The organism is Acinetobacter amyesii, from assembly GCF_002018365.1.
Classification (GTDB): Bacteria; Pseudomonadota; Gammaproteobacteria; order Pseudomonadales; family Moraxellaceae; genus Acinetobacter; species Acinetobacter amyesii.
Window position 1 is genome coordinate 1 of sequence record NZ_MVKX01000005.1, and the last position, 15,551, is coordinate 15,551.

The window sequence follows — 15,551 nt, forward strand, 5'->3', positions numbered from 1 at the left end:
CACAGTACGAGCAATGTTAAATGCACCGCCCCAACCTGTATCGATATCGACAAGTAATGGCGTATCTACACGTTCGGTAATACGACGAACATCTTCCAAAACATTGTCTAAGCTGGTCATGCCTAAGTCAGGTAAACCATATGAATAGTTCGCAACACCTGCACCAGATAAATATATGGCTTTATAGCCAACTTCTTTTGCCATCATTGCTGCATAGGCATTTACTGTACCAATGATTTGTAATGGTTTTTCTACTTCCAATGCTTGTCTAAATCTTAAGCCTGCAGACGTTTGTTGTGTCATATTCCTTTCCATGAATATCAATAGTGAATGTTAAATCCTTACGCAACAACATCGTTCAATAAAATTGAACCGTAAGTTTCACGTAAATCTTTCTTTAAAATTTTTCCAGTACCACCTACAGGAATAGCATCAACAAAGACAACTCTGTCTGGAATTTGCCATTTGGCAATTTTATTACTATAAAAGTCTAAAATTTCTGCTTCTGATACGCAGCTTTCAGCCGATTTTTTAGCGATTAAAATTGGCCGTTCATCCCACTTTGGATGCACGGCTGCAATCACTGCAACCATATCTAACTCTGGATGCTCAATTGCAATATTTTCTAGCTCAACCGAAGAAATCCACTCTCCGCCAGATTTAATTAAATCTTTAGATCGATCGCTAATTTGCATATATCCATCTTGATCTAAAGTGGCTATATCTCCTGTATCGAACCAGCCATCCTTAGTCAAGCTATGCTCAAATTGGTCAAAATAAGACTCAACTATCCAATGCCCTTTAATCTGCAGATGCCCTGCTAATCGGCCATCACGTGCTGACTCAACAGTCCCCATTTCATCCTGACAAACGCGCAGGCTGACACCATATGGCGGACGTCCTTGAGCAAAACGAAGTTTGAATTGCTCGGATTCGTCTAGCTCACTATGTTTTGCTTTGAGTTGATTAACAACACCTAAAGGACTGGTTTCTGTCATGCCCCAAGCATGGATGGTTTCGCAATTAAAATCGTCATTAAATGCTTTCAGCATCGATGGCGGACACGCTGCTCCACCGACAATATTACGCACCAAACTTTCGAGCTTACTGCCGGACTGATATGCAGCATTGAGTAAACCTTGCCAAATGGTCGGCACACCTAATGCATTGGTGACTTTATATCGGTCAATTAGTTCTACCAAGCTCGCGCCATCTAGCATTGGCCCGGGTAAAATCATGCTGCAACCCACCATGGCTGCAGAATATGGCGTACCCCAAGCATTCACATGAAACATCGGAACGACTGGCATAATGCGATCTTGGGCTGAAAAATGGAAAGAATCCGGAAGGCTAGCTGCATAGCTATGCAAGACCGTTGAACGATGGCTATATAACACGCCTTTCGGATTGCCCGTGGTTCCAGAGGTATAACATAGAGAACTAGCTTTGGTTTCATCTAAACCAGGCCATTCAAATTCATCGCTCTGCTGGACAATCAGATCGTCATAGAATAAAACCTCTGGGAAAGCGCGATAGACGTCCTCGTCATAAGCATCTAGGCAAATGTATTCTTCTACATAAGGAATCGAATCTTTAATCGACAACACTAAATTTAGAAAAGTTTTATCGAAAATCAGTACCTTATCATTCGCATCATTAACAATATATTTGTGCTGATTTGGAAATAGTCTTGGATTAATGGTGTGACAAATTAGCCCGCTGCCTGAGATGCCATACCATGTTTCTAAATGACGATGGTTATTCCATGCAATCGTAGCAACACGATCACTGACGGTTAAACCGAAGGTTTGAAGCACATTTGCAAAACGTTTTGAATTTTTTGAAATTTGACCCCAAGTTGTTTCAGTTATAGAACCATCTGTATTTTTAGAGATAATCGCGGTATCTGCATGATACTGTGCGGCATGCTCAATCAGGCTGCTGATCAACAGCGGTTGAAACATCATATTTCCGATCATCTAAAACATCCCTATTCACATTGTTTAGACTAATTTATTGATATTCTTCGACTGCTTTTTGGGCTGTCTTTAATCCTTAAATTACTCACTTTTGTGAGCTTACATTTGTCATTTCACGACAAAGACTTATCTTTTGGACACATGCTGAAGAAAAATCATACAATTTTTAGAATAAAAAACCGAGATCAAATTATTCATCTCGGCTTAGTAAAAACACTATAACGTCATGCTTTAAAAATTCATTTTAAATACCAGTGAGGCAAAATCACGGTCATCTAACACACTGAATTCATTCGATCCAAAGAAATTTGTATAAGACAATTCCGCCGTATATTTTTGCTGATAGGTTGCAGAAACCCCTGCACTTAGCGCTATTTGCCCTTCTTGAAAATTCGGACCGTAGCCTTTGACATCATGTCTAAACATTAAACTTGGCGTAACAGTGGTTTGAGGCAGCACATCGTTATAATTTAAAGCCCCTCTTAAACGGTAACCTGCCGACCACGCCTCAAAGAAGCCCTTATCATTACAATATTTTTCATTCAATTTTCGTACTTCTTCATCTGATAAATCTCCAGTTTTCGGTGCAATACAATAGGTATTTACATCATTTGGATCATACGCCCCTGTGGTTAGCCCGCTCCGCCCAAAGGCACCACTACGTCCAAAGTGATATTTATCGGTATCACCAATATGATTAACGCCTAATTCACCCACAAAGGACAAAGTTCTTGCACCCAATACATTTGGAATATTGCTTGCTGCACCGAGGGTAAATTGTGTGACCGGCACACGTGCATAGCCATGAATATGTTCACCCAATTCTAGAGTCTCACCCGGCGCTGTTAACGGCGTGTCATTAAATAGCGCTTGGGCATACACCGTGTCTGTACTGTTAAAATGCAGTGGCATATTTGGCTTATAATTTAACTCACTGAAATATGCTGTTTTTCCGACTTTTCCAGCTAAGCTCAGTCCATACATCTTGATGTCTTCTGGATATACAGAAAAAATACGGGCTGTATGATAATTTTGTGCCCCTGGCGCAGTCACTGCAATGCCGTCAAAATGCATCATGCGGCTATGATAATTTGCAAAATATGCCCCTAGTTCGGCATTATTGAGCTGCGGAATCATTTGCTTGATCGCAACACCATACTGACCACTATCTTTGGCATATTCACTCGGCAAACGAGATACCGTGAAATCTAATGGACCATTGATCGCTTGATCAGTAGTAAAGCCCGGCCCGCCAATCAATAACGGCCCACAGTTCTCTGCAAAAACATCTGACACTTCAAAGAATGTGCCGCAGCCATCCAGAACTGATGGACGAAATTTAAATTGATAAAAGCCTTCGACTTTCAATTTGTCATTTAATGCCGATGAAAAAGAAAACATTTCGACTGGAATCACACGCTCTTTTGCTTCACCGCCGGGACGATTCATTGCTGCATAATCTACCGCATTGACGGAATTGATCCCGTTTTGGAAGAACTGAGATTTACCCCAATTCAAGGCATGTTTACCGAGCTTCAGTTCTAAATTTTTTGAATTATCAAAACTAAAATTTTTCCAGATATAGGCATCCCAAAGATCGATCCCTTTAAACTTCGCCAAACGAGGCCACGTAGAATCATCAAATGTAGTGAAGTCACCGCGCCCAGTTTCATAGGCATGGTCATACCAATATTTTGCGCTCAGCACTGCACCTTGCTGCTGCCCATTTAAACGAAGCTCAGTTAAACCTTTAACAATTTGTGATATTGCATCGCCTTTTTCAAAATTGGCCCGCCCGTTATCACCATTGATATCGATACTCGTTCCTTCTTTACCAATACTCAATGCATCAGGTCGATACAGTAAGGCTGGATCTGCATCTTGCGTGCTCCAGCTTTGACCAATGCTGATATTGGTTTTTGTTTCCAATTTCCATTGTTCATTTAAATCAAAATTTTTGCCAGCAGCGCTAGACACCACAGCAGCCGTACACATCAATAGACCTGCGCGCTGCACAGCCACTGCTAATCGTTTTTGAATAAATACACGCTTATAACCGCTCATATCATGTCCTTATTGATATTTTAAAAAAATAGATTTGTTTTATTGTTCAGCTTGATCATCTTTGGACGCAGCTTTGTTTTAAATCGTTTGCTTGGAAATACCGCTTCATAAAAATGCATTCGCTAATCAATGCGCTAGGCAGATTGCATGTTGTCTACATAGTTTTTATTATCAGTTTGATCGAGTTTTAGAATCAGCTCTTCAGCCAAAGGCCACTCACCAAAACCCGATGCAGGGTTTAAATGTCCTACCGCGCCTGCATTGACCAAATCACTTCCCCAGACTGCTGCTAAATACGCCACAGATTCAAAACTGGCAAGATGATCATTGGTACTTGCGACCACAATGCTTGGAAATGGCAGCTTTTGATCCGGTAATGGGTCCCAACCCTCTTGGCGAAGGACATCTGAACTCGGGTAATTTTCAGGCCATTGTTGTGATAAGTCTGGCGGTGCTGCCAAAAGTGCACCCTGAATTTTGGCTTGATACTGGGCTGCCCAATGCACGGTCATCAATACACCAGCACTGTGTGCAACCAAAATGACTGGCCCTTGAATCTGCTCCAGCTCAGCTTGAATACGAGCCACACGGTTTGTACAGTTCAGCTGATTAATTTCCGCTGGCGGCACAGTACGGACTTTCTGCAATTTAGACGCTAAAAGCGTCTGCCAATGTTCCTCAACATGATCACGCAGACCTGGAACAATGAGCACAGTCGAATTGGTGAATATTTTTTCCATTTCATGACATCCTTAGCACAATGCTTAACCTGAACTTGGTTGAAAACAGCTTTCATATTCACAATAAATTGCTGTTCAAATATGCAGTTGACATGAGGCGACATAAGCTTTTCATTTCACGACAAAAACCCTTAAAACGATTGCATATATTTCAATAAGTTTTGCATAAAATCTGCGTTCTCAAAGCGCTCGGCGCATGGCATTCTTGCGCCCTATACTATTCTCTACTTTCCGTACGTCATTATTTTCGATATAACTAAATACAGACCAGGAAGGTTGATAATAAGAAAAGGAGAAGCTACGTGGTTCCACTAGCCCATACTGCTGTCCTGAAAAACTATATGGATATCAGTCAGCAATTTAATCTGAATCCTTACCATTTACTGTCTGATGCAGGGATCTACCCCGCACAGCTCAAAGACAGTAAACAAAGGATCTCTGTCGACAAAGCAATTCAATTGCTCGAACAGTCAGCCCTAGACAGCCACTGTGATGCTTTTGGATTACTAATGGCCGAACAGCGTCAGCTTGCCGATTTTGGCGAGTTGAGTTTATTGCTCAGTTATCAACACACCTTGCGTGATGCTTTGCAAACCATTGTTCGATATCGCAATGTGATTAACAGCGCATTGGAAATGCATATTGAAGAAATGGAAGGCACGGTTATTATTCGTGTGGAAGTCGTTGCAGGTTCAACCCATTACAGCCGTCAGGCGATTGAATTGGCTGTCGGTATTACTCACCGTTTTTGTGCAGCATTACTGTCTCAAAAATGGCGGCCTCTAGCGATACATTTTACTCATGAAGCACCACGTGATCTTAGCGTTCATCAACGCATATTCGGTTGCCCTTTAGAGTTTGGCAGCGAATTTAATGGAATTGTCTGTACAACTGCCGAACTGGATAAAGCTAATCCGCATGCAGATAAAGGGATGGCAAACCATGCACAGCGCTATCTAGATATTGATATTCTGCAAAATGAAAACGAATCTTCGATCATTTTTGATATCCGCAAAAGTATTTATCTGCTTTTACCAATGGGACGTGCAACTATCGACCAAGTGGCGATTACGCACGGTGTAAATGTCAGAACTTTGCAACGACGCTTGGAAGCTGCTGAAACCAGTTTTAGTATCTTAATTAATGACGTCAGAAAAACCTTAGTCTTCAGATATTTAAAAAATCAAAATTATTCTTTGGGACAAGTTTCTGATATTTTGGGTTATTCGATGCCGAGCTCATTTACCCGCTGGTTTATCAGTCAATTTGGTGTTTCACCTACAACGTGGCGCAATAATCACATCAATGCTTAAAATAAAAATTTCAAAAATAAAAAGCCTTCGAAAAAGGCTTTTTATTTTTGAAATACATAATGCATGACTGAAATATAACGCTGCTAAAACAGCCAATGCATAACTGTCAGCACCAATAGCACCAAGAAAATGCTTTCTCCAACCATCAAGATAATTGGCTTTATACCCACCGTCGCCAATTCCTTTAATTGGGTTTTCATACCAAGCGCACTAATGGCAATCACTAAACACCAGCGAGATAGCTCATTCATACCGCTTTGTACCATCACTGGTACCCAGCCTGTGCTATTGATACATGCAAGTAATAAAAAGCAAACCGCAAACCAAGGCAAAAGTGGCGGACGTTTTCCAATATCTTCACTACCTTGCATGCGTGTGATCATCACCGCACAGACAATGACTGGCAATAGCATTGCAACACGCATCAACTTCACGACAGTTGCAGTATCTCCTGTCTCGGCAGACATGCTATAGCCTGCACCCACCACTTGCGCCACATCATGAATAGTTGCGCCCAAGAAAATACCGGCTTCTTGCGGAGACAAAGCCAACCATTTTGCAATCATCGGATAAACAATCATTGCCAATGTAGACAGTGCCGATACACCAATGATCGTGAACAAAGTGGCTCTTTCTTTCTGCGGATGATTGGGCAAAGCAACGGATAATGCCAAGGCTGCCGATGCACCGCAAATGGCTGTTGCGCCGCCCGTTAACATGCCAAAAAGCCGCTGAAAGCCCATATATTTTGCGGCAATCATCGAAACAGAAATAGTCACAATAATCAGCGTGATCACCAAAACAATCGGCTGCCAGCCCAAAGCTGTCATCTGATCTAGCGTGATCCGCATGCCAAGTAATGCAATACCAATACGCATGACTGTTCTGGCTGTGAACTCAATACCCACTTTGCATCGCCCTTCTGTGGCTAAAAAACTTAAGCCCATACCCAGCAGCAAAGCAAACAGCATCACTGGCGCAGTATAGTGCTCCGACAAAAATGTAGCGGCTGCGGCAACCACCAAACTGACTGAAAAGCCTGGTGCAAGTTCCCGAATTCTCTGTCCTAAACTAAGGGATGAACTCACTTCAATTTGTTCTGCTTGAGTCATGCTTGTACCTCACTATCAAGTACAATATAAACACGCTCATCTTTGTGTTCTACGGCACAAGTCTTCAGTTTCAACAGTGCTGAATTGACCATACAACCATCCGTTAAATTAAAGCGTAGTCCATGCGCTGGACACTGAATGGTACAGCCGTCTAATTTTCCGCTGAAGAAGGATGCGCCTTGGTGCGGACATTGGTCTTCTATCACGTATAAATGGTGATCTACATTAAATAATAGGAATGCTTGTTCACCGATTTTTAAAAAGCTTCGTTGACCTACGCTCGGAATTTTGTCTTGGGGTACTTCAAAATGGAGACTCATACTTCAATCTCCTTTGCCTCAAGTGATTCCAGCATGACCTGATATAAGATCGTTGCAGGCTGTGCTCCTGCAAGTGCAAAAGTTCCATCAAATACAAAATATGGAACGCCTTTACCTCCTGTGTTTGCCGAAACAAAAGGCACATTCGGTGAATCTAAAATCGCTTTAATCGGTCCTGCTTCGTAGCCACAATAAGTTGCTATTTTTTCTAAAGTTGATGCATCTGAGATATTTTCAGAATGATGAAAATAAGCCGAATAAATTCCCTCAAGCAGTAAATCATGCCGCTTAGCATCTTCTAATTTTAATGCATTACTTAATAAGCTATGTGCTTTCGCGGTATTAGGCATGCGTGGTATGCGCTCAAAATCTATCTCTACCCCGATACCTTTTGCTGCTTGGCGTACCTGTTCTTGTCGAAGACGCACGGCCATAGAGCTGCCTAAACGTTGTAAATAAAAAGCTTTAAATGGAATACCATCAATAGGCATCGCCGGAAGTAACTGAACACCGCGCCATCTGATATTTACATCTACTTGTGGATGCGTGCGTTTTAACTTATCAATGGCAACCTGTAGCTGACGTTTGCCAATTAAGCACCAAGGGCAAATAAAATCAAAATATACATCTAAATCAATTATTAATTTCATTTGTGTTCACCTGCTTCTGATAATGCATGGCGAGTTACTTTTTGTTCTGATGCCACTTGTAAATTAAACCTTGTGACATCTTTTAAATAATGTCTTTTTGCATAGAAGAAGACTGCAGCAGATAAAATACTCACCGCAGGCATGACCTGAAATGCATGATGTAAACCAATGACATCGGATAATTTTCCAATGACTAAGGGTCCTAGAGCTAATCCAAGGAAATTATTCGCTAAAGTTAAAGTCGCAAAAGCCGTACTATGCACCGCGTTATGGGTTAGATTGGCAACCATTGCACTCGACGGCCCATTGGTTCCTAACGCCATAAACATACCAAGGGCAATCATCACCAATTGCGCAGTTCCTGTAGGCAATGCAAAAGCAATGGATAATAAGATGCAGCCCAACAAACAATAAATAATGGCTAAGGTCACTTTACGATCTGGACGATCCTTACCTAAACGGTCGCACAACATTCCGCATAAAATTGTGCCGACTGCACTGCTTAATACGATGACCGCAGCTAGCACGCCAGCTTTATCTGTGGCCATGCCATAATAGCGATTTAAATAACTTGGAAACCAAACGATAACTGAACCACCAACAAACAGTTGCAGACCACTAGCAATATATGTTGCTATCACTGAACGGCTTGAATAAATCGTTCTTAAATGATTCTTTTGCGTTTCTTTTTTCTGCTTAGCCAATTCTTCTTTTGGAATCGTACCAATTTTCTTTTCTTTAACTAAAATCGGATATAATGTCGCCAAAATTAAACCAAATATCGCCATCCCGCCAAATGCCCAGCGCCAACCGAAATGCTGTGCTAACACGCCGCCAAGTGCCATACCTAAAAATGAGCCAAAGACACCACCTGCCATAAATGAACTGGCTAAAGTTGCACGCATGTCACGTGGAAATACCGCCACAACCACGGCAATACCGACACTGCCATAAGCGGCCTCGCCCACACCCACTAAAAAGCGGGCAAACAACATATGCTCATAACTTTCTGCAATTGCACAGCCTAAAGTCGCTAAGCTCCACAGCACAGCCATGAAGGTTAAGCTTTTTACCTTACCGAATTTATCGGCCAAAATAGATAAAGGCAGCGTTAATAAACCGACCATTAAAGCAACAATGCCGCTCAATAAACCGAGCTGACTATCTGTTAATGTCCATTCATTTTTAATCAGCGGAAAAACGGCATTTAAAACCTGACGCGACATGTAATCTGAAATGAGCAGCCCAAAGGTCAAGGCAAAAACAATCCAAGCATAACGGCGTGGAATACCTATAGATGTATCTATACCTGTTGCTGGAGCGGAATACTCATGCGCACCCATAGCAACCTCCTTGTATTTTTAATTGGTGTATTTGAAACTGAAGAACCACATTTAAATTAAGTGCGCTCTTCAGTTGTGACTTGAGTTCAAAAATCCGTCTCACTCAAGTCGGAGCTTGGCTTAACGCTGAGGTACGCCTTTTTGACCCGGCTTGCGGTTTGGCGCCATGCCATTGGCCAATAAGGTTGCGTCAATCGTGTCGTATTGCACACCAATACGGTAGATTTCACGCGCTTCTTTACCATTTGCCACTTCACGGCCAAGTTCATGCGCAATACGAACAGTTTGCTTAATTTGCTCAACTGAAGAGAAACGCTCACCTTTATGGTCAATGATCGTGTCTTCATTGCCCACACGTGCATGCAAGCCCATCGCCATAGAAATGGTATTTAAAGGCAATACATTTTTTAGCAATGATTCAGAAGTTAAAGTGCAACCATCTGGTACACGGTGTACAAAATTAAAGAAGTTAAATGGATTCGGACCATCAAAACCGCCGCCAATACCAATCCACGTAATGTTCATTGGGCCTTTATATAAACCTTTGCGTACCAGACGTTCTAAAGTTTCTAGTCCATGCATACCTGTAAGTTGGAAATGCGGCTGGATACCGTTGGCAGCTAAGCGCTTAAGATGTTCAATAAGCCATTCTGGACCTGCAGGAACGGTCATTTCTGCATAAGCCGCTTGAATCGCAGGATGTTCTAAAGACGTACCTTTTAAATATTCAGGATATAAAAGCTCCATAATATTCATTTGCGTGGTATTCACCGCAACTGTGACCTGATCTGGCTTTGGGTCAAGTTCCGCAAGTTTATGACGGGTATCATCACTCAGCCATAAGGCAGCTTCACCCTCAGTTTCAGGTGCGAAAGAGATAGAACCGCCCACCTGAATGATCATATCCGGTACAGCTTTACGCACACCTGCAATCAGCTCATTGAATTTTGATAAACGTTTCGAGCCTTTGCCATCGAGTTCACGCACATGCAAATGTAAAACAGAAGCACCCGCTTCATAGCATTCCACTGCTTTTTGAATCTGTTCTTCCATTGTTACAGGAATATCTTCTGGAAAATCTTCAGGCATCCACTCTGGGCCATATGGCGCAACAGTAATCACCACTTTTTCCATGTTTTCTGGGTGCAATGAGTCATCAAAGAATTGCATGTGCATCTCCTTATGTATTTAAAATCGTAAAATGATTGAAATGTGTGCTGTGCAACTTAATAAGTTGCATCACCAATAATGCCTGCCCGCTCCATTTTGCGGTGGCACGCTGGATAATCCATCACGGCATAATGCTGTGTACTGCGGTTGTCCCAAATCGCAATGCTGTTTGGCTGCCAGCGCCAACGCACCTGATACTCTGGGATATAGGCCTGAGTAATCAAATAACGCAGCAACTCAGATGCTCCCGGATTGGCATCCTGACCAAAACGCACATGTTCTTTGGTATGAAAATTACTAATATGTGTGGTGAAGGCATTCACATACAAAATTTTCTCACCCGTTTCAGGGTGTGTACGTACAATCGGATGTTCTGCGTCTGGAAATTGCGCTTTTAAAGCCAAACGTTTTTCGATAGGCATCGCTGCGCCAAAACTCGCTTCAATGCTGTGATAGGCACGCAGATCAGCAATTTTTTCTTTAATCTGTTCAGGCAAGTTTTCATAAGCCATCACCATATTGGTCCACATGGTATCGCCACCGACTGTTGGACATTCGATACAGCGCAGTACGCAACCCATCGGTGGGTTTTTTCGCCAGCTTGCATCGCTATGCCATGCATTTTCATAACGGTCAATTGGGCTATCTGGACTTTTATAAATCTGTACCAGCCCTGGATGGTCCGGATGACTGCCCACTGCGGGGTGATCTTCCAACTGACCAAAACGCTCTGCAAATGCCACATGCTCTGCACGGCTAATATTTTGATCTCTTAAAAATAAAACCCGATGCTGCAATAAATGGCTGCGGATTTCGGCGAATAGGTCATCATCCTGAATCGCATCCGCAATATTGATGCCTTTCAGTTCAGCACCAATATGACAGCTTAATTTTTCAACTTGCATATGAAATCCTTTTCAAACTCAAATCACAAAAATGGATGATCCCGTAGTTTTACGTGCTTCTAAATCACGATGTGCCTGAACTGCATCCTTAAGTTCATAACGCTGATTAATTTCAATTTTGATACGGCCACTGCTGACATGCGCAAAGATTTCATCTGCCAAAGCCTGCTTTTCTGCAGGATCTGCAATGTAGTCAGCCAATGCCGGACGTGTGATAAAGAGTGAACCTTTCATCGCCAGTAATACTGGATTGAAATCTGGAATTGGACCTGAAGCAGTCCCAACACATACCATCAAGCCTCGGCGTTTTAATGAATCAAGTGATGACATAAAGGTGTCTTTGCCCACACTGTCAAATACCACATGCACGCCGACGCCATCGGTCAGTTCACGTACACATTCAGCAACATTTTCATGGCTATAATTAATCACGTGATCACAGCCATGTGCGCGGGCAATCGCAGCTTTTTCTTCCGATGAAGTTGTACCGATCACGGTTAAACCAAGTAATTTTGCCCACTGTGAAACAATCAGACCGACACCGCCTGCCGCAGCATGCAATAAAATGCTGTCACCTTTTTTAAAGTCATAAATACGGCGCATTAAATATGCAGAGGTTAAACCGCGCATAGTCATTGCCGCAGCGGTTTCGCAAGAAATGCCTTCTGGCAATTTGATCAGCACGTTTGCATCAACCAATCGAGCTGTACTGTATGCGCCCAAGGTATTGATAAAACCGGTATAGGTTACACGGTCACCGACCTGAACATTGCTGACGCCTTCGCCAACCGCATCCACAATACCTGATGCTTCTACGCCCATCCCATTTGGCAGCGGAATTTTGTATGTGCCGTCACGGAAATAGGTATCCGCATAATTCAAACCCACTGCAACATGGCGTACACGAACCTGACCTGCAGCGGGCTCACCCACTTCAATCTCTTCTAGGTACATAACATCTGGTGCGCCAACTTCATTAAAGCGTACTGCGTGATTGCTGCTCATCATCGATCCCTGCTGTTTTTATCTAATGCATAAACTATTCAGCAAAACTACATCACTCAGAAGACAAGCCACTTTACATATCACGACATCGACTTATCATTTTGCGACACTACTATTTGATAAATTCAGATATCTAATCCCATAATAAAGATTTATAATTTTAATCAATATATTTCAAATATTTACAGAAATCTAAATTTAAGCCATTTTTACTGTGCTTATTTATCGTTCTCTATTCTTTTCATGTGCAATCCTATAAATCACTGCCAACTGATGCAATAATCCAAGAGATATTAAAACGATATATTTCATTGAATAAATAAATTAAAACTGAGACAGAACAATGACACTCAAACAGTTAAAAGCTTTTTTAATCTTGGCACGTACCTTAAATTATGCCCAAGCCTCAGATGAATTGTGCATTAGCCAATCTGCGCTCAGTATCAGCATTAAAACCCTAGAAGAAGAATTAGGCGGCAAATTATTTAAACGCAATACCCGCCGTGTAGAGATGACCCCTGAAGGTGAGTCACTGATTCCTTATGCTAAAAAACTTTTAGCCAATTGGCAGGATATGGAAAAAGACCTCAAACAGCGTTTTAAGCTAAAAAGAGGCACTTTAAATATTGCATCCATGCCCTATGCGACCCATGCGGTTTTGCCCGAAATATTGCATGAATTTTCTAAACAATATCCCAATATTCATTTTTCTATCCATGACGTGCCCAATGAAAAAATTATTGAGAAAATCCAAGAAGGCATCTTTGAAATTGGCATCTGCTTTAAGCCCGACCATATTGAACATTTAAATTTTCAGCCCTTATTTCAAGAAGATTTTATCGCGCTCCTACCGATTCATCACCCATTGGCCCAAAATACAACAGTAACGTGGAAGGAACTGCTGTCCTATCCCTTTGCCACTTTACAAAATCCATCCATTGTTCGGCAGATCGTTGAAACAAAAGCCGCGGAAAATGACCTCACTTTGGATTTAAAGCTTGAATGCCATCAAGTTAGTTCACTGGCGCATTTTGTCACTTTAGATTTAGGCGTCAGCGCAATACCACGCCGTTTTGAAAAAATGATTCCCCCAAATCAGCATGTTCTGCTTGATATTTCAGATGCAGACATCCATTTGCAATTGGGCCTTCTATATAAAAAAGACCTGCAATTGTCGAATATTTCTGCCCAATTTCTCGACATGATCACTGAATATTACCGTTAATCTTTTGCTACTTTTCTCTGCGCTGATTACTGACATATTGAGCTTTTAATGCCTCTACACCATGACATTTTTTTTGCTAATAAGGATGCAATTTTTCAATTCATTCATTTTTTTAATTACACCTTAAAAATTATCAATTTCTCAAATTTATCCGCCAGTGCTAGTTATAAGACATCATTAAAAACTAGGTTCATGGAATGAATAAAGTCTTTGCAACAGCAACAGAAGCATTGGCAGATATTGTAAAAGATCATCAGAGTTTTGCTGTCGGCGGTTTTGGTGTATGCGGCATTCCAGAAATGCTGATCGATGCTTTACAAGCAACTCAAGTTAAGGGCTTAACCTGTATTTCTAACAATGCAGGAACAGACGGCGTTGGCTTAGGCAAATTGTTAATTAGCAAGCAAATTAAGAAAATGATTGCATCATACGTTGGTGAAAATAAAGAGTTTGAACGCCAGCTTTTAACAGGCGAGCTTGAAGTCGAATTAACACCGCAAGGTACCTTAGCTGAAAAACTTCGTTCAGGTGGTGCAGGCATTCCTGCCTTTTTTACTCAAACAGGTGTCGGCACTTTAATTGCCGAAGGTAAAGAAGTCCGTAACTTTGGCGGTAAAGACTATATTTTAGAACAGACCATCACCACAGATATTGCCTTGGTTAAAGCCTATAAAGCGGATAAAGCTGGCAATTTAATCTTTAGAAAAACCGCGAGAAACTTTAATCCCGAATGCGCAATGGCAGGAAAAATTACTGTGGTTGAAGTTGAGCAGATTGTCGAAATTGGTGAGCTAGATCCAGATGACATTCATTTACCAGGCATCTATGTCAACCGCTTGGTACTCAATACTACGCCCAATAAACGCATTGAACAAATGACCCTAAAAGTGGAGGCTTAAATCATGGCTTGGACACGTAATGAAATGGCGCAGCGCGCAGCACAAGAGCTTGAAGATGGTTTCTATGTAAATTTAGGAATTGGCCTGCCAACCCTAGTTGCAAATTATATTCCTGAAAATATGAATGTCTGGCTTCAATCTGAAAATGGCTTGTTGGGTATTGGTGAGTTTCCAACGCAAGAAACCGTCGATGCAGATTTAATTAATGCAGGTAAACAAACGGTGACTGCACGTTCGGGTGCTGCCTTTTTTTCAAGTTCTGAATCCTTTGCTATGATCCGTGGCGGTCATGTCAATGTGGCAATTTTAGGCGCTATGGAAGTTTCAGAAAGCGGGGACTTAGCCAACTGGATGATCCCTGGGAAAAAAGTCAAAGGTATGGGCGGAGCAATGGACTTGGTTGCAGGCGTACAAAAGATCGTTGTTTTAATGGAACACACTGCCAAAGATGGTAGTCCAAAAATTCTAAAACACTGTACGCTTCCGCTCACGGGTCAGGGCGTCGTCAGCAGAGTCATCACAGACCTTGGGGTTTTAGATATTACCCCTGCGGGTCTTGAACTTGTTGAGCTTGCTTCAGGTGTCAGTTTGGCGCACATTCAGCATGCGACTGGTGTAGAGTTAATGACAAAAAACATAAAAGTCACTTAATTCTATAAATATATTTTTGTAATAAAAAAGCCCACGTTTACTGTGGGCTTTAATAAGTTGATTTAACAACTAAAAATCTTGGTAGGTTTAACCAGATTCGAACTGGTGACCTCTACGATGTCAACGTAGCGCTCTAACCAACTGAGCTATAAACCTAGAATGCGTAGAATCATAT

Annotated in this window: 15 protein-coding genes and 1 tRNA gene; 4 read left to right on the top strand and 12 right to left on the bottom strand. The window is 41.8% G+C overall.

What is annotated here, in order from left to right:
- The 4 genes from B1202_RS08500 to B1202_RS08515 form a co-directional block, all read right to left on the bottom strand.
- Positions 1-303, bottom strand: a 303-nt coding sequence (locus B1202_RS08500; protein WP_171262623.1) for an isocitrate lyase/phosphoenolpyruvate mutase family protein, incomplete at its 3' end; no start/stop codon positions are given.
- 38 nt (positions 304-341) lie between these two features.
- Positions 342-1,979, bottom strand: a complete 1,638-nt coding sequence (locus tag B1202_RS08505) for a long-chain-fatty-acid--CoA ligase (protein ID WP_078190143.1) — start codon at positions 1,977-1,979, stop codon at positions 342-344.
- 231 nt (positions 1,980-2,210) lie between these two features.
- On the bottom strand, positions 2,211-4,043 hold the full coding sequence (locus tag B1202_RS08510) for a DUF1302 domain-containing protein (RefSeq protein WP_078190144.1): 1,833 nt from the start codon (positions 4,041-4,043) through the stop codon (positions 2,211-2,213).
- 134 nt (positions 4,044-4,177) lie between these two features.
- A complete protein-coding gene (locus B1202_RS08515; protein WP_078190145.1) occupies positions 4,178-4,783 on the bottom strand; it encodes an RBBP9/YdeN family alpha/beta hydrolase in 606 nt (201 codons plus the stop codon).
- Between the two features lie 302 nt (positions 4,784-5,085).
- On the opposite strand from B1202_RS08515, the gene B1202_RS08520 reads away from it, so the two are divergent.
- Positions 5,086-6,096: an AraC family transcriptional regulator gene (locus B1202_RS08520; RefSeq protein ID WP_078190146.1), complete on the top strand. Its 1,011-nt coding sequence runs from the start codon at positions 5,086-5,088 to the stop codon at positions 6,094-6,096.
- Positions 6,097-6,179: 83 nt separating this feature from the next.
- Here the strand turns inward: B1202_RS08520 and B1202_RS08525 are convergent, their stop codons facing one another.
- The 7 genes from B1202_RS08525 to B1202_RS08555 form a co-directional block, all read right to left on the bottom strand.
- Positions 6,180-7,208 carry a YeiH family protein gene (locus B1202_RS08525; RefSeq protein ID WP_078190147.1) on the bottom strand — a complete coding sequence of 343 codons (1,029 nt, stop codon included), beginning with the start codon at positions 7,206-7,208 and terminating at the stop codon, positions 6,180-6,182.
- Positions 7,205-7,528 carry a Rieske (2Fe-2S) protein gene (locus B1202_RS08530; RefSeq protein WP_078190148.1) on the bottom strand — a complete coding sequence of 108 codons (324 nt, stop codon included), beginning with the start codon at positions 7,526-7,528 and terminating at the stop codon, positions 7,205-7,207. Before B1202_RS08530 ends, B1202_RS08525 begins: the two co-directional genes overlap by 4 nt.
- Complete coding sequence (locus B1202_RS08535) at positions 7,525-8,178, bottom strand: DsbA family oxidoreductase (protein WP_078190149.1); 654 nt, start codon at positions 8,176-8,178, stop codon at positions 7,525-7,527. The genes B1202_RS08530 and B1202_RS08535 overlap by 4 nt, the downstream gene beginning before the upstream one ends.
- Positions 8,175-9,521, bottom strand: coding sequence for an MFS transporter (locus tag B1202_RS08540; protein WP_078190150.1), 1,347 nt, complete (start codon positions 9,519-9,521; stop codon positions 8,175-8,177). Before B1202_RS08540 ends, B1202_RS08535 begins: the two co-directional genes overlap by 4 nt.
- Before the next feature lie 120 nt (positions 9,522-9,641).
- Positions 9,642-10,691, bottom strand: coding sequence for a 3-keto-5-aminohexanoate cleavage protein (locus tag B1202_RS08545; RefSeq protein WP_078190151.1), 1,050 nt, complete (start codon positions 10,689-10,691; stop codon positions 9,642-9,644).
- A gap of 56 nt (positions 10,692-10,747) precedes the next feature.
- Positions 10,748-11,596, bottom strand: a complete 849-nt coding sequence (locus tag B1202_RS08550; protein WP_078190152.1) for a TauD/TfdA dioxygenase family protein — start codon at positions 11,594-11,596, stop codon at positions 10,748-10,750.
- Between the two features lie 18 nt (positions 11,597-11,614).
- Positions 11,615-12,601: a quinone oxidoreductase family protein gene (locus B1202_RS08555; protein WP_078190153.1), complete on the bottom strand. Its 987-nt coding sequence runs from the start codon at positions 12,599-12,601 to the stop codon at positions 11,615-11,617.
- A gap of 343 nt (positions 12,602-12,944) precedes the next feature.
- Here B1202_RS08555 and B1202_RS08560 point away from each other — a divergent pair, with 343 nt between their 5' ends.
- The 3 genes from B1202_RS08560 (at position 12,945) to B1202_RS08570 (ending at position 15,376) form a co-directional block, all read left to right on the top strand.
- Positions 12,945-13,826 carry a LysR family transcriptional regulator gene (locus B1202_RS08560; protein WP_078190154.1) on the top strand — a complete coding sequence of 294 codons (882 nt, stop codon included), beginning with the start codon at positions 12,945-12,947 and terminating at the stop codon, positions 13,824-13,826.
- A 197-nt stretch (positions 13,827-14,023) separates the two neighbouring features.
- Complete coding sequence (locus tag B1202_RS08565; RefSeq protein WP_078190155.1) at positions 14,024-14,725, top strand: CoA transferase subunit A; 702 nt, start codon at positions 14,024-14,026, stop codon at positions 14,723-14,725.
- Between the two features lie 3 nt (positions 14,726-14,728).
- Positions 14,729-15,376 carry a CoA transferase subunit B gene (locus B1202_RS08570; RefSeq protein WP_078190156.1) on the top strand — a complete coding sequence of 216 codons (648 nt, stop codon included), beginning with the start codon at positions 14,729-14,731 and terminating at the stop codon, positions 15,374-15,376.
- A gap of 79 nt (positions 15,377-15,455) precedes the next feature.
- Here the strand turns inward: B1202_RS08570 and B1202_RS08575 are convergent.
- Positions 15,456-15,532: transfer RNA gene (locus tag B1202_RS08575), tRNA-Val, on the bottom strand.
- Positions 15,533-15,551 lie beyond the last annotated feature (19 nt).